Origin of the sequence: Blattabacterium cuenoti (assembly GCF_014252435.1) — a bacterium.
Lineage (GTDB): Bacteria > Bacteroidota > Bacteroidia > Flavobacteriales > Blattabacteriaceae > Blattabacterium > Blattabacterium cuenoti_X.
Map to the genome: position 1 here is coordinate 361990 of NZ_CP059220.1, position 20052 is coordinate 382041.

The 20052-nt window shown below is 25.2% G+C and carries 34 protein-coding genes; all 34 read right to left on the reverse strand.

Features of this window, described 5'->3' with window-relative positions; genetic code table 11:
• Positions 1-95: 95 nt before the first annotated feature.
• Complete coding sequence (nhaD, locus tag H0H35_RS01670) at positions 96-1376, reverse strand: sodium:proton antiporter NhaD (protein WP_185882736.1); 1281 nt, start codon at positions 1374-1376, stop codon at positions 96-98.
• Positions 1377-1410: 34 nt separating this feature from the next.
• A complete protein-coding gene (gene eno, locus H0H35_RS01675; protein ID WP_185882737.1) occupies positions 1411-2694 on the reverse strand; it encodes a phosphopyruvate hydratase in 1284 nt (427 codons plus the stop codon).
• On the reverse strand, positions 2687-3124 hold the full coding sequence (gene rplQ, locus H0H35_RS01680) for a 50S ribosomal protein L17 (RefSeq protein ID WP_185882738.1): 438 nt from the start codon (positions 3122-3124) through the stop codon (positions 2687-2689). The genes eno and rplQ overlap by 8 nt, the downstream gene beginning before the upstream one ends.
• A gap of 24 nt (positions 3125-3148) precedes the next feature.
• Positions 3149-4144, reverse strand: coding sequence for a DNA-directed RNA polymerase subunit alpha (locus H0H35_RS01685; RefSeq protein ID WP_185882739.1), 996 nt, complete (start codon positions 4142-4144; stop codon positions 3149-3151).
• A gap of 31 nt (positions 4145-4175) precedes the next feature.
• Positions 4176-4787, reverse strand: coding sequence for a 30S ribosomal protein S4 (gene rpsD / locus H0H35_RS01690; RefSeq protein ID WP_185882740.1), 612 nt, complete (start codon positions 4785-4787; stop codon positions 4176-4178).
• Between the two features lie 14 nt (positions 4788-4801).
• Entirely contained in the window at positions 4802-5191 is a 390-nt protein-coding gene (gene rpsK, locus H0H35_RS01695; RefSeq protein WP_185882741.1) for a 30S ribosomal protein S11, read from the reverse strand.
• A 10-nt stretch (positions 5192-5201) separates the two neighbouring features.
• Positions 5202-5582, reverse strand: a complete 381-nt coding sequence (gene rpsM, locus H0H35_RS01700; protein WP_185882742.1) for a 30S ribosomal protein S13 — start codon at positions 5580-5582, stop codon at positions 5202-5204.
• Between the two features lie 10 nt (positions 5583-5592).
• Positions 5593-5709 (reverse strand): 50S ribosomal protein L36, encoded by a 117-nt coding sequence (gene rpmJ / locus H0H35_RS01705; RefSeq protein ID WP_185882743.1) that lies wholly within the window; start codon positions 5707-5709, stop codon positions 5593-5595.
• A gap of 18 nt (positions 5710-5727) precedes the next feature.
• Entirely contained in the window at positions 5728-5943 is a 216-nt protein-coding gene (gene infA, locus H0H35_RS01710; protein WP_185882744.1) for a translation initiation factor IF-1, read from the reverse strand.
• A 45-nt stretch (positions 5944-5988) separates the two neighbouring features.
• Positions 5989-7380, reverse strand: coding sequence for a preprotein translocase subunit SecY (secY, locus tag H0H35_RS01715; RefSeq protein WP_185882745.1), 1392 nt, complete (start codon positions 7378-7380; stop codon positions 5989-5991).
• Between the two features lie 8 nt (positions 7381-7388).
• On the reverse strand, positions 7389-7865 hold the full coding sequence (rplO, locus tag H0H35_RS01720) for a 50S ribosomal protein L15 (protein WP_185882746.1): 477 nt from the start codon (positions 7863-7865) through the stop codon (positions 7389-7391).
• Complete coding sequence (gene rpsE / locus H0H35_RS01725; protein WP_185882747.1) at positions 7858-8373, reverse strand: 30S ribosomal protein S5; 516 nt, start codon at positions 8371-8373, stop codon at positions 7858-7860. Before rpsE ends, rplO begins: the two co-directional genes overlap by 8 nt.
• Positions 8374-8378: 5 nt before the next feature.
• Positions 8379-8711: a 50S ribosomal protein L18 gene (locus H0H35_RS01730; protein ID WP_185882748.1), complete on the reverse strand. Its 333-nt coding sequence runs from the start codon at positions 8709-8711 to the stop codon at positions 8379-8381.
• A gap of 15 nt (positions 8712-8726) precedes the next feature.
• The gene (rplF, locus tag H0H35_RS01735; protein WP_185882749.1) at positions 8727-9278 is read right to left on the reverse strand and encodes a 50S ribosomal protein L6; all 552 of its coding nucleotides are present in this window, start codon (positions 9276-9278) and stop codon (positions 8727-8729) included.
• 18 nt (positions 9279-9296) lie between these two features.
• Positions 9297-9680: a 30S ribosomal protein S8 gene (gene rpsH / locus H0H35_RS01740; RefSeq protein ID WP_185882750.1), complete on the reverse strand. Its 384-nt coding sequence runs from the start codon at positions 9678-9680 to the stop codon at positions 9297-9299.
• Positions 9681-9712: 32 nt separating this feature from the next.
• A complete protein-coding gene (rpsN, locus tag H0H35_RS01745; RefSeq protein WP_185882751.1) occupies positions 9713-9982 on the reverse strand; it encodes a 30S ribosomal protein S14 in 270 nt (89 codons plus the stop codon).
• 4 nt (positions 9983-9986) lie between these two features.
• Entirely contained in the window at positions 9987-10544 is a 558-nt protein-coding gene (gene rplE / locus H0H35_RS01750) for a 50S ribosomal protein L5 (RefSeq protein ID WP_185882752.1), read from the reverse strand.
• 12 nt (positions 10545-10556) lie between these two features.
• Complete coding sequence (rplX, locus tag H0H35_RS01755) at positions 10557-10778, reverse strand: 50S ribosomal protein L24 (RefSeq protein ID WP_185882753.1); 222 nt, start codon at positions 10776-10778, stop codon at positions 10557-10559.
• Positions 10775-11146 carry a 50S ribosomal protein L14 gene (gene rplN / locus H0H35_RS01760; RefSeq protein WP_185882754.1) on the reverse strand — a complete coding sequence of 124 codons (372 nt, stop codon included), beginning with the start codon at positions 11144-11146 and terminating at the stop codon, positions 10775-10777. The genes rplX and rplN overlap by 4 nt, the downstream gene beginning before the upstream one ends.
• A gap of 11 nt (positions 11147-11157) precedes the next feature.
• A complete protein-coding gene (gene rpsQ, locus H0H35_RS01765; protein WP_185882755.1) occupies positions 11158-11433 on the reverse strand; it encodes a 30S ribosomal protein S17 in 276 nt (91 codons plus the stop codon).
• Complete coding sequence (rpmC, locus tag H0H35_RS01770; RefSeq protein WP_185882756.1) at positions 11420-11617, reverse strand: 50S ribosomal protein L29; 198 nt, start codon at positions 11615-11617, stop codon at positions 11420-11422. The genes rpsQ and rpmC overlap by 14 nt, the downstream gene beginning before the upstream one ends.
• Entirely contained in the window at positions 11614-12033 is a 420-nt protein-coding gene (rplP, locus tag H0H35_RS01775) for a 50S ribosomal protein L16 (protein WP_185882757.1), read from the reverse strand. The genes rpmC and rplP overlap by 4 nt, the downstream gene beginning before the upstream one ends.
• Positions 12034-12053: 20 nt before the next feature.
• Positions 12054-12743: a 30S ribosomal protein S3 gene (gene rpsC, locus H0H35_RS01780; protein WP_185882758.1), complete on the reverse strand. Its 690-nt coding sequence runs from the start codon at positions 12741-12743 to the stop codon at positions 12054-12056.
• Complete coding sequence (gene rplV / locus H0H35_RS01785; protein ID WP_185882759.1) at positions 12727-13122, reverse strand: 50S ribosomal protein L22; 396 nt, start codon at positions 13120-13122, stop codon at positions 12727-12729. Before rplV ends, rpsC begins: the two co-directional genes overlap by 17 nt.
• Positions 13123-13140: 18 nt before the next feature.
• On the reverse strand, positions 13141-13440 hold the full coding sequence (gene rpsS, locus H0H35_RS01790) for a 30S ribosomal protein S19 (RefSeq protein ID WP_185882760.1): 300 nt from the start codon (positions 13438-13440) through the stop codon (positions 13141-13143).
• 12 nt (positions 13441-13452) lie between these two features.
• Positions 13453-14277, reverse strand: a complete 825-nt coding sequence (gene rplB / locus H0H35_RS01795) for a 50S ribosomal protein L2 (protein WP_185882761.1) — start codon at positions 14275-14277, stop codon at positions 13453-13455.
• Entirely contained in the window at positions 14264-14569 is a 306-nt protein-coding gene (gene rplW / locus H0H35_RS01800; RefSeq protein ID WP_185882762.1) for a 50S ribosomal protein L23, read from the reverse strand. Before rplW ends, rplB begins: the two co-directional genes overlap by 14 nt.
• A 7-nt stretch (positions 14570-14576) precedes the next feature.
• Positions 14577-15206 (reverse strand): 50S ribosomal protein L4, encoded by a 630-nt coding sequence (gene rplD, locus H0H35_RS01805; RefSeq protein ID WP_185882763.1) that lies wholly within the window; start codon positions 15204-15206, stop codon positions 14577-14579.
• Positions 15203-15838: a 50S ribosomal protein L3 gene (gene rplC / locus H0H35_RS01810; protein ID WP_185882764.1), complete on the reverse strand. Its 636-nt coding sequence runs from the start codon at positions 15836-15838 to the stop codon at positions 15203-15205. The genes rplD and rplC overlap by 4 nt, the downstream gene beginning before the upstream one ends.
• A 2-nt stretch (positions 15839-15840) precedes the next feature.
• Complete coding sequence (gene rpsJ, locus H0H35_RS01815) at positions 15841-16146, reverse strand: 30S ribosomal protein S10 (protein ID WP_185882765.1); 306 nt, start codon at positions 16144-16146, stop codon at positions 15841-15843.
• 5 nt (positions 16147-16151) lie between these two features.
• Entirely contained in the window at positions 16152-18260 is a 2109-nt protein-coding gene (gene fusA / locus H0H35_RS01820) for an elongation factor G (RefSeq protein WP_185882766.1), read from the reverse strand.
• Between the two features lie 16 nt (positions 18261-18276).
• Positions 18277-18753 carry a 30S ribosomal protein S7 gene (rpsG, locus tag H0H35_RS01825; protein WP_185882767.1) on the reverse strand — a complete coding sequence of 159 codons (477 nt, stop codon included), beginning with the start codon at positions 18751-18753 and terminating at the stop codon, positions 18277-18279.
• 10 nt (positions 18754-18763) lie between these two features.
• The gene (gene rpsL / locus H0H35_RS01830) at positions 18764-19141 is read right to left on the reverse strand and encodes a 30S ribosomal protein S12 (RefSeq protein ID WP_185882768.1); all 378 of its coding nucleotides are present in this window, start codon (positions 19139-19141) and stop codon (positions 18764-18766) included.
• A gap of 89 nt (positions 19142-19230) precedes the next feature.
• A complete protein-coding gene (map, locus tag H0H35_RS01835; RefSeq protein WP_185882769.1) occupies positions 19231-20052 on the reverse strand; it encodes a type I methionyl aminopeptidase in 822 nt (273 codons plus the stop codon).

A 20052-nucleotide genomic window follows, 5' to 3' on the forward strand; every position in this document is an offset into this window, starting at 1 on the left:
TTTCTAATATTATTATTTCTATTAATTGAATTAATACAATTTATTTTACTTAGTAAAAGTATTATTTTACTTTCATTTATAAAAACATTTTATATTTAAAAAATGAATTGTTCTAATAAAAGATAAATAAATCCAGATATATATCCAATTAAAGCGATCCAACTTATTTTTTTAACATACCAAAAAAAACTAATTTTTTCCATACCCATAACTGCTACTCCTGATGCTGATCCTATTAAAAATAAACTTCCACCTGTTCCAGAAACATAAGCGATAAAATGCCATAATTCATGATCAATGGAATAATAAAACATAGATATACTTGCTGCTACTAATGGTACATTATCAATAATAGAAGATATCAATCCAAATAAAAAAGTTGTAATTTTCCATGTAGGAACTACATTATTGATCCAATTAGCTGTATGATATAAAATACCTAAAACTTCTAATGAAGAAACGGATAATAAAATTCCAAAAAAAAATAAAATACTAGATATATCCAATTTTTGGAATAATTCATTTATATTTAAATATGAATATTGATTTCTGTATTTTTTAGATAATACAATACAAAGAAGTATTCCAAGAGAAAACATGATTCCCATATATGGTGGAATTCCTATGATAGTTTTATAAATAGGAACAAGTAACATTAAAAATATTCCTATTTTCAACATATGAAATCCAATTTGAATATTTTTTTTTGACAAATTCTTATACTCTCTATTTTGTTTAATAGGTCCATCAAAAACCGACATACAAGATGCTATACATGTAGATATTAACATACATAAAATAGATGGAATAAAAACTCTTTTTATAAGTTGAATTGTGGTTACTTTTTTAGATATCCACAACATAGTTGTAGTTATATCTCCAATTGGAGACCATACTCCTCCTGCATTAGCAGATATAATGACTATACCTAAATAATATAGTCGTTCTTTACATTTATTAATTATTTTTCTTAATAAAGATATTAAAACTATACTTGTAGTAAGATTATCTATAATAGCTGATAAAAAAAAAGATAAAAAACTAATTTTCCATAAAAGTTTACGTTTTGTATCTATATGTAATAATTCTTTAAGAGCGTCAAATGCAGAAAATTTATCAATAATTGAAACAATAGACATAGTACCAATAAGAAAAAAAATAATTTCAGACGCTTTTCCTAAATGAAGTAATAATAAATTTTGAGGATCCTTTTTTATCATTAAATATTGATCTAAATCATACACTGATTTATTAAAAAATATAATAATAGACCAACAAATTACAGACATTAAAATTGATGAAATAGTCTTATTTAAAGAAAAAAAATTCTCAAATACAATAAATAAATATCCAATTATAAATATTAAAATTATCATTGATATTTTCTGATTGTATTCGGAATATATTTAATTAGTCCCATTTTGAATAAATGGCATATTTTCCAATTTTTTCTTCAATACGCAATAATTGATTATATTTTGAAGTACGTTCAGATCTACATATAGAACCTGTTTTAATTTGTTCTATATTAAATGCAACGGATAAATCTGCAATAAAAGAATCTTCTGTTTCTCCAGATCTATGAGATATTATATTTTGATACCCATTTCTTTTAGCAAGTTCTATTGTTTCAATAGTTTCTGTTAAAGTTCCTACCTGATTTAATTTGATTAATATAGAATTTGCAATTTTCTTTTCTATACCTTTTTTCAATCTATCTATTTGAGTAACAAATAAATCATCTCCTACTAATTGAACTTGATCCCCAATTTCATTAGACAATAAAGTCCATCCTTTCCAATCATTTTGATCCATTCCATCTTCGATAGATATAATTGGATATTTTTTTAATAAAAATGATAAGTATTGAACATGTTCTTCTCTAGATTTAATTAGAGCATCTTCTGTATCTTTTTCAAATTTTGAATAATTATATTTACCATTTTCATAAAATTCAGATGAAGCGCAATCAATAGCAATTCCTATTTCATTATAGGGATCATAATCCGACAAATGAATAGCCTCTAACATAAAATCTAAAACCTGTTCTACTCCATTTAGATTTGGAGAAAAACCTCCTTCATCACCAAGACTAGTGGAAAGTCCTTTTTTATATAATAAATCTTTTAATTGATAAAATACTTTATAACTCATTTGTAAAGCTTGTGTCAAATTACTAGCTTTAATAGGTACTATCATAAATTCTTGAAAAACAATAGGAGCATTGGAATGTTTTCCTCCATTTATAATATTTATTAAAGGAATTGGTAATGAACGGGAAAAAGAACCTCCTATATATTTATATAGAGGAATTTTTAATTCACATGAAGCAGCTTTAGCTGAAGCTAAAGATACTGCTAATATAGAATTAGCACCTAAACGACTTTTATTTTTAGTTCCATCTAATTCTAACATAATTTTATCAATATGAATTTGATCTAAAATTGATTCGCCAATTAATTCAGGATAAATAATTTCATTCACGTTTTGAATAGCATTTAAAACACCATTTCCAGAAAAAATATTTTGATCATTATCACGCAATTCAAATGCTTCTCTTTCTCCTTTGGAGGCTCCTGATGGAACGGATGCCCTTCCTAATATTCCATTTTCTGTTATGACATCCACTTCTATCGTTGGATTTCCTCTAGAATCCAAAATTTGTCTAGATTGAATATGTTTAATTTTACTCATTAATAATTTCTTTTTTTCCTAATTTTTTACTACGTCTTGTTATTTTGACTCTTTTTTTAGAATGATAAATTTTATTAAAATCTACTAATTCAATTAAAGATAAAGTAGCATCATCTCCTAAACGATGTCCATTTTTTAATATTCTAGTATAACCACCTGGTCGCTCTCGTACTTTATGAAAAGAATCTTTAAATAATTCTGATACAGCTTTTTTATCCCTTAAATATGAAAAAATATTTCTTCTTGAAGATAAATTATCAATTTTTGATTTTGTAATAATAGGTTCAATGTATTTTCTTAAAGTTTTTGCTTTAGATAAAGTAGTAAAAATTATTTTATTCTTGATTAAAGAAGACGCCATATTGGATAGCATCGATTTTCGATGTCCACGTTTTCTTTTTAAAGCATTATTTTTATTTCTATGATTCATTATTAAATATTAAAAAAATATTGATTATTTATAATTTGATATTTTCATTCCAAAATATAAACCCTTTTCTTTCATTTTTTTTTCTAATTCATCTAAAGATTTTTTTCCAAAATTCCTCATTTTTAACATCGAATTCCTATCACAATTAATCAAATCCTCTATCGTTTCTATCAAAGCTAATTTTAAACAATTTTTTGTGCGTACAGATAAATCCATCTCTTTTAATTTCGATTTTAGTAATGTTTTCATTTTCATGAATCTATCACTATATTTTTTGTTGTTGTTTCCTTTTTCTTTTTTTTTTTCTTTTTTTCCAATTTTTTCACAAGAAAATATAGAAAAATATTGAATTAATATGTTAGAAGCTTCCACTAAAGCTTTTTTTGGAGATATAGATCCATCTGTTGTAATTTCTAATGATAATTTTTCAAAATCAGTTTTTTTACCTACTCGACAATTTTCTACTGTATATTTTACATTTTGAATAGGAGTATATATAGAATCTATTGGTATTGTTCCAATTATATAATTATTATTATTTTTTTTATTTTCTTCTGCAGGTACATATCCACGTCCTTCCTCTATTGTAAAAGATATTTCAATAGAAGTACATTCATCTTTATTACAAATAACTAAATCTTGATTCAAGATTTGAAATCCAGTTATAAATTTATTTAAAACTGTTCCATTAATACATTTTTCTTTATGAAGAACAGCTTTAACTGTTTCTCTATTCATATCCGGAATGATTCGTTTGAAACGAATTTTTTTAAAATTTAAAATAATATCAGTAATGTCTTCAACTACGCCTTTTATCGTAGTAAATTCATATTTTACATCTTTTATTTTAATAGAAGTAACAGAATATCCTTTTAAAGAGCTCAATAATACTCTTCTTAAAGAATTTCCTAAAGTAATTCCATATCCAGGTTCCAAAGGTTTTAGATGAAATATTCCTTTATAATCCGAAAATTCAGTAACATAAACTTTATCGGGTTTAATAAAATCTAGAATAGCCATTCTATTTTATATAATATAATTTTTTTATTATCTATTTTTTTGAATAAAATTCAACAATTAATTGTTCTTTAATATTTTCAGGTATTTGTATTCTTTTTGGCATAGTTCTAAAAAATCCAATCATTTTTTTTTCATCTAAAAAAAGCCAATCTACTATTGGTCCAGCTTTTTCATTAATGGATTTTATAATATCAGGATGTTTTTTAGATTTATCTTTAATTCCTATTTTATCTCCAGGTTTTAATGTATAAGAAGGAATATTAACAATATTTCCATTAACAGTAATATGTTTATGAGAAACTATTTGCCTAGAAAATAATCTAGATGATGCAAATTTTAATCTAAAAACTATGTTATCAAGACGACTTTCACATGATTGTAATAACAATTCCCCTGTATTTCCTTTTTTTTTTGAAGATTCAAGAAATAATTTTTCAAACTGACGTTCCAATATACCATATATATATTTAGCTTTTTGTTTTTCTACTAATTGAATTAAATATTCTGAACGTTTATTTCTACGACGAAAGTTTCCATGTTGACCAGATGGATATTTTCTTCTTTCAAAATACTTATCTTTTCCATAAATACATTCTCCAAATTTTCTAGAAATTTTTGTTTTAGGTCCTATATATCTTGCCATAATCTATTATTTTATTATACTCTTCTTCTTTTTGGAGGACGACATCCATTATGTGGTAATGGAGTTATATCTTTTATCATCGTTACTATCATTCCAGAATTACTTATTGCTCTTATAGCTGCATCTCTTCCAGATCCAGGTCCTTTAATTTTGATTTCTACTTTTTTTATTCCAGCATTTAATCCTATTTTTGCTACACTTTCTGCTGTTATTTGAGCAGCATAAGGTGTATTTTTTCTAGAACCTTTAAAATTCATTTTTCCAGCAGATGACCATGCGATCACATCTCCTTTTTTATTTGTTAAAGTGATAATAATATTATTGAAACTAGATTGTATATGAGCTATCCCAACTGAATCAATTATTACTGATTTTTTTTTTTTTTTCGAGGGTGATTTTACCATAAAAAAAAACTTATTTTACTATTCTTCTTTTATTTGCTATAGTTCTTTTTTTTCCTTTTCGAGTTCTACAATTATTTTTTGTTTTTTGACCTCTTAGAGGTAATCCTTTTCTATGCCTCATTCCGATATAAGAACCAATATCTATTAATCGTTTAATATTCAATTGAATTTCGGATCTTAATTCTCCTTCAATTTTTATATAATTAGATATATATTTTCTAACATTACTAATTTCTTGGTCAGACCATTCTTTTACTTTTTTATTTTCATCTATACCAATAGAATTTAATATTTTTTGAGATAAACTTTTACCTATTCCATATAAATAAGTAAGAGATATTACACCTCTTTTATTTACTGGTATATCAATACCTGAAATTCTAACTGACATAAAACTATAGTTATCCTTGTTTTTGTTTGAATTTAGGATTTTTTTTATTAATAATTCGTAATTTTCCTTTTCTACTTACTATTATACAATTCTTAGTTCTTTTTTTTAAAGATGCTCTTACTTTCATATAATGAAAAATTTTTTATTAATATCTATAAGTAATTCTTCCTCTTTCTAAATCGTAAGAAGACATTTCTAATCTTACTTTATCTCCAGGAAGTATTTTTATATAATGCATTCTCATTTTACCAGATATATGTGCTTTTACTACACATCCATTTTCTAGTTTAACACGAAACATAGCATTTGGAGATGATTCTAAAATAATTCCATCAACTTCAATATGCTTCTGTTTTGCCATGATATATTCATATTACAATTTATAACAAAATATACATAAAAAAAATCACAATTTATAATGTATGTTTTTTCTATTATTCTTCATCATTAATCCATCATAATAATAATTTAAAAGATGAATATTTATTTGTTGGTATACATCTAAAATTACACCAACTACTATTAATAAAGAAGAACCTCCATAAAATAATGCAAAACTTTTAGTAATTCCTAATCTAGATACTATAGAAGGAAGGATAGCAATAATAGCTAATAAAATTGATCCTGGCAATGTTATATAAAATAATATTTGATCAATATATTTTGCCGTTTCTCTTCCAGGTTTTATTTGAGGAATAAAACATCCATTTCTTTTTAAATCGTCGGACATTTGATGAACTGGTATGGTAATAGCCGTATAAAAAAATGTAAAAATTACAACTAGTATAAATATGGTCGAATTATACCAAAACCCATAAATATCTTGAAAATGATTAAATAAATGTTTTATATTATTATTTGTAATATAATTAGAAAAAGTAATTGGAAATAACATAATAGCTTGAGAAAATATAAGAGGCATAACCCCAGCAGATATCATTTTTAATGGAAGATATTGATGTTTTTTTTGTAAATATTGGGATTCTAATCTTACAGATTTATAATGAGAAGCGTATTGTAATGGAATTTTTCTAATAGCCTGAATAATGATAGTTGAAAATAAAATTACTATGATCCATAATATAAATTCACAAAAAATTAAAATCACACTACTATGTTTATTATATAATTTATTATATATTTCTTTTACTATAGCATCTGGAAAACGTGAAATAATTCCAGACATAATGATTAAAGAAACTCCATTTCCTATCCCTTTATCTGTTATTTTATCACCTAACCACATAGTAAATAAAGTTCCTGACGTTAAAATAGTTATTCCTATAAATAAAAACATACTTTTTCCAAAAAAAGAATCTAAATCTATTAAATAAATAGAATTAAAATTTTCAGAAAATGGAATAAAACTTTGAGTTAAAGATATCAAATAAATAGGAGCTTGTACAAAACATATTAAAACCGTTAACCATCTTGTAATAGAATTGATTCTTTTTCTACCGCTTTCTCCATCCCGTTGTACTTTATGTAAATATGGAATAATAAGACACATTAATTGAATGATAATTGATGCAGATATATAAGGCATAATTCCTAAAGCAAAAATAGATGCTCTGTTAAAAGAACCACCAGTAAAAGAAGATAAAATCTGTATTAAACCTTTAGACCCTAATTGAATTTTCTCTAAAAAATTACCTACTCCTATAGGATTTATACCTGGAATAGGCACGTATGATCCAAAACGATATATTAATAAAAGACTTAAAGTTAAAAAAATTTTATTCCTTAAATCTTTCATATTACAAAAAATGCTATGAACATTTTTAAAAAAATTATTCATAATAATTTTTATCCTATTAAGATTCCTTCTCCTCCAGACTTTTTTATAGAAAATAAAGCTTTTTTACTAAATTTAGATGCATGTATTTTGATAGATATATCTATTTTTCCTCTACCTAAAATTTTAATAAAATGATTTTTTTTTACTAATTTATTTTTTAATAAAATATTTTCATCAATAACTTTTTTATGATCTATTTTTCCTTCTTTACAATATTTTTGAATAATATCCAGATTAATAATAGAAATTTTTTTTTTGCAAAAAGTTCTTTTAAATCCAAATTTAGGAATTCTTTTATGAAGAGGCATTTGTCCTCCTTCAAATCCTATTTTTTTAGCAAAACCAGATCTTGATTTTGCACCTTTATGACCTCTTCCGCAAGTACCACCTTTTCCAGAAGCTTGACCTCTTCCTAATCTAATTTTTTTTCTTTTTTTCCAATATTTCTTATATATCAAAAAATTAGAAAGTCGATCTTTATCCATTATACACTTTTTTAATAGAAATACCTCTTTGTTTTGCAATAATATAAACATCTCTTACTTTACTAAGAGCTTTTATTGCTGCTTTTATAATATTATGATGATTAGATGATCCTTTTGATTTAGATAATACATTTCTTAAACCAGAAGATTCTAATACGGCCTTTAAAGGCCCACCAGCTATAATACCAGTTCCATCAGAAGCTGGTTTTAAAAGAATACGTGCTCCTCCATATTTTGCTTCTTGTTCATGCGGAAGTGTCCCATTGGATATACACACTTTTTGTAAATTTCTTCTAGCTCTATCTCCTGCTTTTCGAATAGCTTCAGGAGCATCTTTAGACTTTCCAAATCCATATCCAACCAATCCATTTTCATTACCTTTAATAACAATAGCACTAAAACTAAAATATCTTCTTCCTTTAGTAACTTTACATACCCTAGTAACTCCAACTAATCTTTCCTTTAATTCTAAATGTTGTATTTTTTTTTCTTTTTCAAATGAAACCATAATAATTAAAATTTCAAACCGGAATCTCTTATTCCAATAGATAACGATTTTATCCTTCCATGATATAAATATTTACCCTTATTAAAAACTACTTTATCTATATTTATTTTTTTTGCTTTTAATCCTAATGATTTACCCACTTCATAGGATAATTCGATTTTCGTTTTTTTAAGTTTTTTAAAATTTAAAAATTCTTGATCTATAGAAGAAGAATATACTAATGTTTTTCCAGATACATCATCAATAATCTGTGCATAAATTTCTTTATTACTTCTATAAACAGATATTCTAGGTTTATAGGGATATCCAAAAAATTTTTTTATTTTTCTTTTTTTCATAATATTAAAAATAAATTAAGCAGATTTTCCAGTTTTTCTTCGGACTTCTTCTCCTACGTATCTTACTCCTTTTCCTTTATAAGGTTCTGGAGTTCTCAAAGATCTAATTTTGTAAGCAACGGTTCCTAATAATTGCTTATCATGAGATTTTAAAATAATAATAAAATTTCTTCCTTTATCCGATTTTATTTGTACTCCAATTTCTTTTGGAAGTTGGATCATAATATTATGAGAAAAACCTAAATTCATCTCTAATATGTTATTTTCAATAACATTTACTCGATAACCAATACCTATTAATTCTAATTTTTTTAAAAAACCTTTTGAAACTCCTACCATCATATTATGAATTAAAACACGAAATAATCCATGCAAAGATTTTGATTTTTTATCTTCCTTATTTCTTATCACAAATAATTTTCTATCCAAAATATTTATTTTTAATACGTTAGGAATTATATCACTTTTCAATGTACCTAATCCCCCTTTTACAAATATTTTTTTATCCACTATTTCTACATCTACATTTTTAGGTATTATAATGGGAATTTTTCCTATTCTAGACATAAATTAATTGATTGTATTCTAATGTACGTAACATAAAACTTCTCCTCCTATTTTTTTTTTTCTCGCTTCTTTATCTGTTATTACTCCAACAGATGTAGATATTATTGCAATACCTAATCCATTTAATACACGTGGTATCTTTTTATATTTACAATATATTCTCAATCCAGGTTTACTTATTCTAATAATATTATGAAAAATTGGATATTTTTTTTTATAATATTTTAATATAATTTTGATCATTTTTTTTTGATCATCTACTTTATAACTTAATATATATCCATTTTTGAATAAAACTTCAGTTATATCCATTTTCATTTTAGAAAAAGCAACTTCTAAAGAAATATGTTTAACAAAACTTGCATTTCTAATTCTAGTAATAAAATCAGCAATTGAATCCATTTTTTATTATATAAATATTTTTTTAAAATAAATTACCAACTAGCTTTTTTAACTCCAGGAATAAAACCTTGAGAAACTAAACTTCTAAAAACAATTCTAGAAATTCCAAAATAACGAATATAACCCCTGCATCTTCCTGTTATCGTACATCGATTTCTTAAACGAACAGGAGAAGCATCTCTGGGTAATTTTTGTAAAAGATCATATTTTTTTAATTTTTTTAAAAAATGTCTTTTTTTTCTATATTTTTTTACAATTATTTCCCTTTTTCTTTGTCTTGCTTTTACAGATATTTTTGACATAATATTATTTTTTTTCAAATGGTAATCCAAAAAATTCTAAAAGTTTTTTAGATTCTGATTTATTTTTTGTAGAAGTTACAAATGTAATATTCATTCCCATATTTTTTCTAATTTTATCAATATCTATTTCTGGAAAAATTACTTGTTCTTTAATACCCATATTATAATTACCAAAATCATCAAAACTACTACTCTTTATCCCCGAAAAATCTCTTACTCTTGGCAAAGAAATTAAAATCAATCTTTCTAAAAATTCATACATTTTATTTTTTCGTAATGTTACTTTAACTCCTATTGGAACTCCTTTTCTAAGTTTAAAATTAGATTCATCATGTTTAGAATAACAAAAAACTGCTTTTTGACCTGTTATACTTGTAATTTCGTTGATAGAATAATCTAATATTTTTTTATCTAAAATCGAATAAGCACCAATACCTTGATGAATTACTATTTTAATTAATTTAGGAGCTTGCATAATAGAAGAAAAATGAAAAATTTTAGATAAATTATATACTATTTTTTCTTTATAAAGTTGGTATAATTTAGGTTTATAATTTTTCATATACAATTTTTACTATTTTACGATTGTCAAATTAGATATATGAATAGAAGCTTCTTTTTTAAGAATCTCTCCTTTTGGATTTTTAGCATTTGGTTTCCTATGTTTTGTTACCATATTTATTTTGTCTATAATAACTCTATTTTTTTTTGGATATACTCTCAATACAATGCCTGTATGACCTTTATAATCTCCATTCAAAATTAAAACCTTATCTTTTTTTTTTATTCTTTTCATATAACTTCTTGTGCTAAAGATATTATTTTCATATACAATTTATCTCTTAATTCTCTTGCTACTGGACCAAATACTCTTGTACCTAACATATCTCCAGAAGGATTAATTAAAACACAAGCATTGTCATCAAAACTTATATAAGATCCATCTTTTCTTCTAGTTTTTCTTTTGATCCTGATTATTACTGCTTTAGATATCTGACCTTTTTTAACTAATTTATTTTTAGATGAAGACTCCTTTATAGTAACTACCACAGAATCTCCTAAAAAAGCATATTTCTTTTTAGAACCACCTAAAACTCTAATAATTAATGCTTTTTTAGCTCCTGTATTATCTGATACTCTACAAATAGATTCTTGTTGTAACATGATAAATAATATTATTTACATTTTTTTACAATTGAAACTAATCTCCAACATTTTCGTTTACTTATAGGTTTCGTTTCCATAATATTAACTGTATCTCCTTTTTTAGAAACATTTTTTTCATCATGTACCATATATTTTTTTTTTCTTAAAATGCTTTTACTATAATACTTATGCTTTACTTTTTTTACTTCAGTTACTATAATAGTTTTATTCATTTTATTACTTGTAACTAAACCTTGTCTTTGTTTTCTATTGTTAATTCTAATAGCATTTTTACTTTTTAGCATTTAACTTTTTATTTAATTCAGTTTTTAATTTTGCAATATTTTTTCTTAAATATTTAAAATTGATAGGATTTTTTTCCAATTTCATAGAATGATTCAATTTCATATTTTGATAGTCTTTTTTACTAATTTTGATTTTTTCAATCAAATCTTCAATCGATAATATTTTAATATCTATTTTTTTCATAATATCAAATTATTAGTAAATATAAACTTCATTTTAATAGGTAATTTTTGTGATGCTAGTCTTAAAGCTTCTTTAGCTACATCTAAACTCACTCCATCTATTTCAAATAGAATTCTTCCTGGTTTAACTACAGACACCCAAAACTCTACTGGACCTTTTCCTTTTCCCATACGTACTTCTTGTGGTTTTTTAGTAGCCGGTTTATCTGGAAATATATTAATCCATAACTGGCCTTCTCTTTTCATATATCGAGTAGCAGCTACACGTGCAGCTTCTATTTGTCTAGAAGAAATCCAAGCTCTTTCTAATGCTTTTATCCCAAATACCCCTCTTGATAAAAGAAATCCCTTTTTAGAAAAACCTCGTATTCTCCCTTTTTGTTTTTTTTTATATTTTGTTTTTTTTGGTTGTAACATATTAAAAAATATAAATATTACTATTTTTTTCTTTTTCCAAAAAAACCTCTTTGTTTTTTATATAAACCTATTAACGGAGATAATTCTCTTTTACCATAAACTTCTCCTTTCATTATCCAAACTTTAATTCCTATACTACCATATACTGTATGTGCTTCAGCCATATGATAATCAACATCAGCACGAAAAGTCCCTAAAGAAATCCTTCCTTCTTTATAAATTTCACATCTAGCCATTTCAGATCCATTTAATCTTCCAGATATTTGAATTCTTATTCCTTGAGCATTCATTCTCATAGCAGAAATAATAGATAATTTAACCGATTTTCTATAAGAAATCCTATTTTCTAACTGCTTTACTAAATTTTTCGCTACTAATGGAGCATCTAATTCAGGACGTTTTACTTCTACAATATTAATTTGAATTTCTTTTTTAGTAATCTTTTTCAACTCTTTTCTTACAGTATCCACTTCTTCTCCTCTTTTTCCTATCACAAGAGCCGGTCTAGAAGTCCGTATTGTTATAGTAATAAATTTTAAAGTTCTTTCTATAAAAATGCGTGAAATAATTCCTTTTGGAAATCTAGCTTCAATATACATTCTAACCTTAAAATCTTCTTGTATTCTATCTTTATAATTATTACACCAACTTGATTGCCAACCTGTTATAATACCTAGCCTATTTACAATTGGATTAGTTTTTTGTCCCATATAATTTATTTTCTTTTTTTTGTAAAAAAACGATAACACTACTAAATTTTTTTCTTATTCTGTGTCCTCTACCTTGTGGTACTGGTCTTATTCGTTTCAATGTTTTTCCTTGATTTACTCTTATATCAGATATATAAAGAAAAAAATTATTTGTTTTTGCAAAATAAGAATCATGATTTTTAATCTCCCAATTAGATAAAACAGAATAAAGTAGTTTTTTCAAGATAATAGATTTTTTTTTTCTCTTACAATAAGATAAAATATCTAAGGCTTCTTCTATTTTTTTATTTCGTATTAAATCTACTATTATCCTCATTTTTCTTGGAGAACTCCGAATATTATGCAAAGAAGCGGAAACTATATTTTTTGTTTTATCCATTTTCATTTTACTTTATCCTTATTTCAATGATTTGGTTTTTTTAACTTTTATTTTACTTCTCGATCCAGAATGAGCACGAAATATTCGTGTAGGGGCAAATTCTCCTAATTTTCTACCTATCATATTTTCTGTAATATAAACATTGATAAATTGTTTTCCATTATGAACTGCAAAAGTTTGTCCTACAAAATCCGGTAAAATAGTAGATGGTCTAGACCATGTTTTAATAATTCTCTTTTTATCAGATTTTATATTTTTTAAAACTTTTTTATATAATTTATAAGAAACAAATGGACCTTTTTTGATAGATCTTGGCATAATTAAAAAAATTTATTTTTTTCTTTTCTGTATAATATATTTATTAGAATATTTTCGTTTAAAACGAGTTTTAAAACCTTTAGAAGGTATACCCTTTCTACTTCTCGGAATACCACCTGAAGCTTTACCTTCTCCTCCCCCCATCGGATGATCAACAGGATTCATAGCAACACCTCTAGTCCTAGGTCTTCTACCTAAATGACGATTTTTTCCCGCTTTACCATATTTTTCTAACTTATGATCAGAATTTGATACTGAACCAATAGTAGCCATACAGGTGTTTATTATCATTTTAATTTCTCCAGATGGAAATTTAATTGTTGCATATTTTTCATCTTTAGCGAATAATTGAGCAAAAGTACCAGCACTTCTTGCAATTTTAGCTCCTTGTCCTGGTCTAATTTCTATACAAGAAATAGTAGTTCCTATAGGAATTTCATTTAAAAATGTAGAATTACCTATATTGAATGGAATATTTTTTCCTGATATAATTTTTTGTCCAATTTTAAACCCATTTATAGTAATAATATATTTTTTATCACCATCTTTATAATGAACTAATGAAATAAAAGAATTTCTATTTGGATCATATTCTATAGATTTTATTATAGCAGGAATACCGAATTTTTTTCTTTTAAAATCAATAATTCTATATTTTTTTTTATGGCCTCCTCCAAAATAACGTATAGTCATTTTTCCATAATTATTTCTTCCTCCTGTTTTACATTTTCCTTTTGTTAATTTTTTCTCAGGATATTGTTTTGTTATTCTTTTAAAAGAATTTTTTACTTTAAATCGTTGTCCTGGTGTAACTGGTTTCAGTTTATTTATTGCCATTTGTTATTATTTTTTGATTTAATGATTCAATTTTTTGATTTTTTTTAAATTGAATAATTGCTTTTTTCATTCTACTTCTTTTTCCATACATAAATCCTTTTTTAGTAATCTTAGATTTATCTTTTCTATAATAATTAATTACTCTCACATTTTTCACAGAATATCCAAATGTTTCATAAATTTTCTTTTTCACTTGATTTTTGTTGCAACGTACATCTACAAAAAATGCACAAAAGTTATTTTTTTTATTATCATATAACTTATCTGTCAAAATAGGTTTAATTAAAATCATAACTTTTTTATATAGATAAAAAATTAAGAATATGTTTTATAGAATTCTCACAAACAATAATGTACGAAAAATGTAACAATGAAAAAGAATCTAATTCATTCAACTGAATCAATTTAAATTTTTTTATATTTCTAGATGATAAATATAAATTTCTATTGAATTTATCGATAATCATCATTGATTTTATATTATTCAATTTTAATGAAAGTAATAATTTTGAAAAAAACTTTGTTTTTGGATTATCCAATGCTATATTTTCTATTATTTTTATTCTATTTTTCATTATTTTATATTCAAGAATAAATCTTTTTACCTTATTTTTTATTTTTTTATTCAATTTTATTGAATAATTTCTCGGTTTGGGACCAAAAACACGACCCCCTCCTCGAAAGATTGGATTTTTAATTGTTCCTTTTCTAGAACTTCCAGTTCCTTTTTGTCTATGAATCTTTCTATTACTTCCAGTTACTTCCCCTCGTTCTTTAGATTTATGGGTACCTTGTCTTTGAGAATGAAGATATCTTTTTATTTCTAAATAAAGAGAATAATGATAAGATTTTTTTAAAAATTTATCCTCATTTATTTTTATTATCTTATCCGTATAATTTCCATGAATATCTAAAATTGTTATTTTCATTGTTTTTTCTTAATCATTAAATATGAACCTTTATTCCCCGGTACTGATCCTTTTAAAATTAATAAATGTTGATTGAAATCAATTTTTAATATTTCTATATTTTTAATTGTCACATTTTTTTTTCCCATTTTACCAGCCATTTTTGTTCCTTTAAAAACACGAGAAGGATCTGATCCTGCACCTATTGAACCAGGAGATCTCAATCTATTATGTTGCCCATGACTTCTTTCTCCTACTCCAGAAAAATTATGTCTTTTTACTACACCTTGGAATCCTTTTCCTTTAGAAATACCTCTAACATCTATTAATTCTCCTATTGAGAATATACCAATGTCTACAATATCCCCTATATTTTGATTATATATCAATTTATTTCTTTCTATTCTAAATTCTAACAATTTTTTTTTAGGTGATAATCCACATTTTTTAAAATGACCTAATAATGGTTTATTTACTTTTTTTATTTTTTTTTCATCTAATCCTAATTGAAATGATTGATATCCATCTTTTTCTATTGTTTTAACTTGAATTATATAACAAGGTGTTGTTTTTACAATAGTACATGCAATATATTCATTTGTATGTAAATAAATACTAGTCATTCCTATATTTTTTCCTATTAATCCTATCATTTTTATACTTTTATTTCTGCTTCTACTCCACTTGGTAATTCTAATTTCATTAATGCATCAACTGTCTTGGATGAAGCATTATGAATTTGTAAAAGTCTTTTATGTGTAGGAAGATAAAATTGTTCTCTAGATTTTTTATTCACGTGTGGAGAACGTAAAACTGTAAAAATCCTTTTTTTAGTAGGAAGAGGAATTGGTCCATTTAAAACGACACCTGTAGGAAGAACTGATTTGACAATTCTTTCAGCTGATTTATCTAATAAATTAGAATCATAAGATTTTAATTTTATTTTTATATTATGACCCATAAAAATTATTGTTTTATTTTTTTATTATTATATTTATTCATTACAATATTATCTATAATAGATTCTGGAACAACATCATAATGAGAATATTCCATGGTTGTAGTCCCTCTTCCAGAGGATAAAGTTCGTAACGATGTTACATATCCAAACATTTCAGAAAGTGGTGCTAACGCTTGAATAATTTTTATATTGTTTCGATCATTCATATTTTGTATTAAACCTCTTCTTCTATTTAAATCTCCTATTACATCACCCATATTTTCTTCTGGAACCAATACTTCTAATTTCATAATCGGTTCTAATAAAACAGGTTTTGCTTTTTTAGCTGCCTCTCTAAATCCTAATTTTCCTGCCAATTCAAAAGAAAGTTGATCTGAATCAACAGGATGATGAGATCCATCTAAAATAGTAACTTTAGCACTATCAATTTCATATCCAGATAAAGGTCCATTTTTCATCATTTCTTTAAATCCTTTTTCTACAGAAGGAATATATTCTTTAGGAATACTACCTCCTTTTATATTATTAATAAATATTAGACCTGGTTTTCCAATATCTCCAGGTTCTAATACAAATAATATATCTGCATATTTACCCTTTCCACCTGTCTGTTTTTTATATATTTCTCTATGTTCTATAGACGATGTAAGAGCTTCTTTGTATTCTACTTGTGGCTTTCCTTGATTAACTTCTACTCTAAACTCTCTTTTCATACGATCTAAAATAATTTCTAAATGTAATTCTCCCATTCCAGATATAATAGTTTGTCCTGTGTAACTATCTGTTCTAACTTGTAAAGATGGATCTTCCTCCATTAATTTAGATAAAGCTAAACTCATTTTATCAATATCAGATTTATATTTAGGTTCAATGGCTAAACCAATAACAGGCTCTGGAAATGATATATTTTCTAACAAAATAGGATAATTCTCATCACATAATGTATCTCCGGTCTTAATATTTTTAAATCCTACTACTGCAGCTATATCTCCAGCTCCTATTTTCTTAATAGGATTTTGTTTATTTGCATGCATTTGATATATTCTAGAAATACGTTCCCTATTTTTTGATCTAGAATTTAAACTATACGTACCAGTTTCTATTTTTCCAGAATACACTCTAAAAAATGCTAATCTTCCTACAAAAGGATCACTCGATATTTTAAATACTAATGCAGAAAATGGCTCATTTTCATCAGATTTTCTTATTTCTTCTTTTTGTGTGACAGGATTTATCCCTACAACATTTTTAATCTCCAATGGAGAAGGTAAATATCTACATATTGCATCTAATATTGTTTGCACTCCTTTATTCTTAAAAGAAGAACCACATAAAATAGGTATAATTTTCATTTGAATCGTATTCTTTTGCAAAGAACGAATAATTTCTTCTTCTGATATAGAAGAATAATTATACAAAAATTTTTCCATTATTACATCATCATATTCAGATAATTTTTCAAGAATATTATTTTTATATTTTTTTGCAACTTTTTTCATATCATATGGAATAGGGATTTTTTGATAAGTCATACCATAGTTATCTTCATCCCATATAATAGCTTGATTAGAAATTAAATCTATTACACCTTTAAATTTTTCTCCATAACCAATAGGTATTTGTATGGGGACTGAATTAGCTCCTAAAATATTTTTTATTTGAAAACAAACATCTAAAAAATCGGCTCCTTGTCTATCCATTTTATTAACAAAAGCAATTCTAGGTATAGAATATTTATCTGCTTGTCTCCATACCGTTTCTGATTGAGGTTCTACACCATCTACTGCACTAAATAACACAACCATTCCATCTAATATTCTCATCGATCTTTCTACTTCTACTGTAAAATCTACATGTCCGGGTGTATCTATAATATTAATTTGATATTTTTTGTTATTATAAATCCATTCACAGCATGTAGCAGCAGATGTTATTGTAATACCTCTTTCTTGCTCTTGTAGCATCCAATCCATAGTAGCAGTTCCATTATGAACTTCTCCAAGTTTATGATTAATACCTGTGTAGAATAAAATCCTTTCTGTTGTGGTTGTTTTTCCTGCATCTATATGTGCTACAATACCTATATTTCTTGTATATCTTAAATTTTTTTTCATAGAAAATTGGATAATATTAAAATCTAAAATGAGAAAAAGCTTTATTAGCTTCTGCCATTTTATGAATATTATCTTTTCTTTTTACAGACTCTCCTTGACCTTGAAAAGCTTCCCATATTTCAAAAGCTAACTTGTTTGACATAGATTTTTCTTTTCTTAAAATAGAACATTTTATTAAAAGTTTCATAGCCTTTGTCACTCTATTCTTAGATGAAATGGAAATAGGAATTTGAATATTAGCACCTCCCATTCTTCTACTTTTGACTTCTACATAAGGAGTAACATTTTTCAGCCCTTCTTTCCATATGTCTAACGATGATTTTTTTTCTTTATTTTTAATTTCATCAATTTTATTCATAGCATTATAAAATATTCTATAAGCCAAATTTTTTTTTCCATTTTTCATTAAATGATTAACAAATCGTGTTACAAAAGGATCATTAAATTTAGGATCAGGTGCGTACTTTTTCTGTTTTTTATATTTTTTCTTCATTTATCAATATTTATTTTTTTTTATCCATTTTTGTACCATATTTACTTCTACTTTTTTTCCTTCCATTTACACCAGCTGTATCACGAGCTCCACGAACTATTTTATATTTTACCCCAGGTAAATCTTTTACTCTTCCACCTTTTACTAAAACAATAGAATGTTCTTGTAAATTATGTCCTTCACCTGTAATATAACTAATTACTTCTTTTCCATTAGTAAAACGAACTCGAGCTACTTTTCGCATTGCAGAATTAGGTTTTTTAGGTGTAGTAGTGTACACTCTAGTACATACACCTCTTTTTTGAGGACAATAATCTAAAGCAATAGATTTTCTTTTTTTTGGGGTAGAGGTACGTCCTTTTCTAATTAATTGTTGTATAGTTGGCATAACTTATATAATATATGAAATATAAATTATGCTATTTAATAAAAAATTATGATTAAATCAAAAAAACAAATAAAAATTCTAATGGATATTCATATATTTTGAATTTTATCATTGTTAAATGGATCTTCTTCCAATGATTTTATATTAAGTTCTTTATAAATGTAATGAAAAGTAGATAATAAACAAGGATTTCCATCTACAATAGCTACGTTATGTTCATAATGAGAAGAATTTTTTTTATCTAATGTAGTAATTGTCCATCCATCTTTATGAAAAACAACATCGGGAACTCCAAAATTAACCATAGGTTCTATTGAAAGAACAAATCCTTCTTCTAATTTGATTCCTTCTCCTTTTTTTCCAAAATTAGGAATTTGTGGTTCTTCATGCATTTTTTTTCCAATACCATGTCCTACTAAATCTCTTACAACAGAATATCCGTTTTTTTCAACAAAAGATTGTATAGAATATCCGATATCTCCAATTTTATTTCCAAATTTGCATTTTTCAATTCCAATATAAAGAGATTTTTTAGCACAACTAAGAAAACGTTTCATTTCTTTAGATACACTTCCTACTTCAAATGTATAAGCATGTTCTCCATAAAATCCATTCATATAAACACCACAATCTACGGAAAGAATATCTCCATCAGATAATAATTTTTTAGTAGGAACTCCATGTACTATTTGATAATTTGGAGATGTACATATAGTATTTGGAAAATTATATAAACCTAGAAATGCAGGTACCCCACCATGATCTTTTATAAAATTTTCTGATAATTTATCTAAATAAAGTGTATTTACACCAGGTTTAATTTCTTTAGCCAACATTCCTAATGTTTTAGAAGCTAATATTGCACTTTTTTTTATCAATATAATTTCATCAATAGTTTTTATTTGTATCAA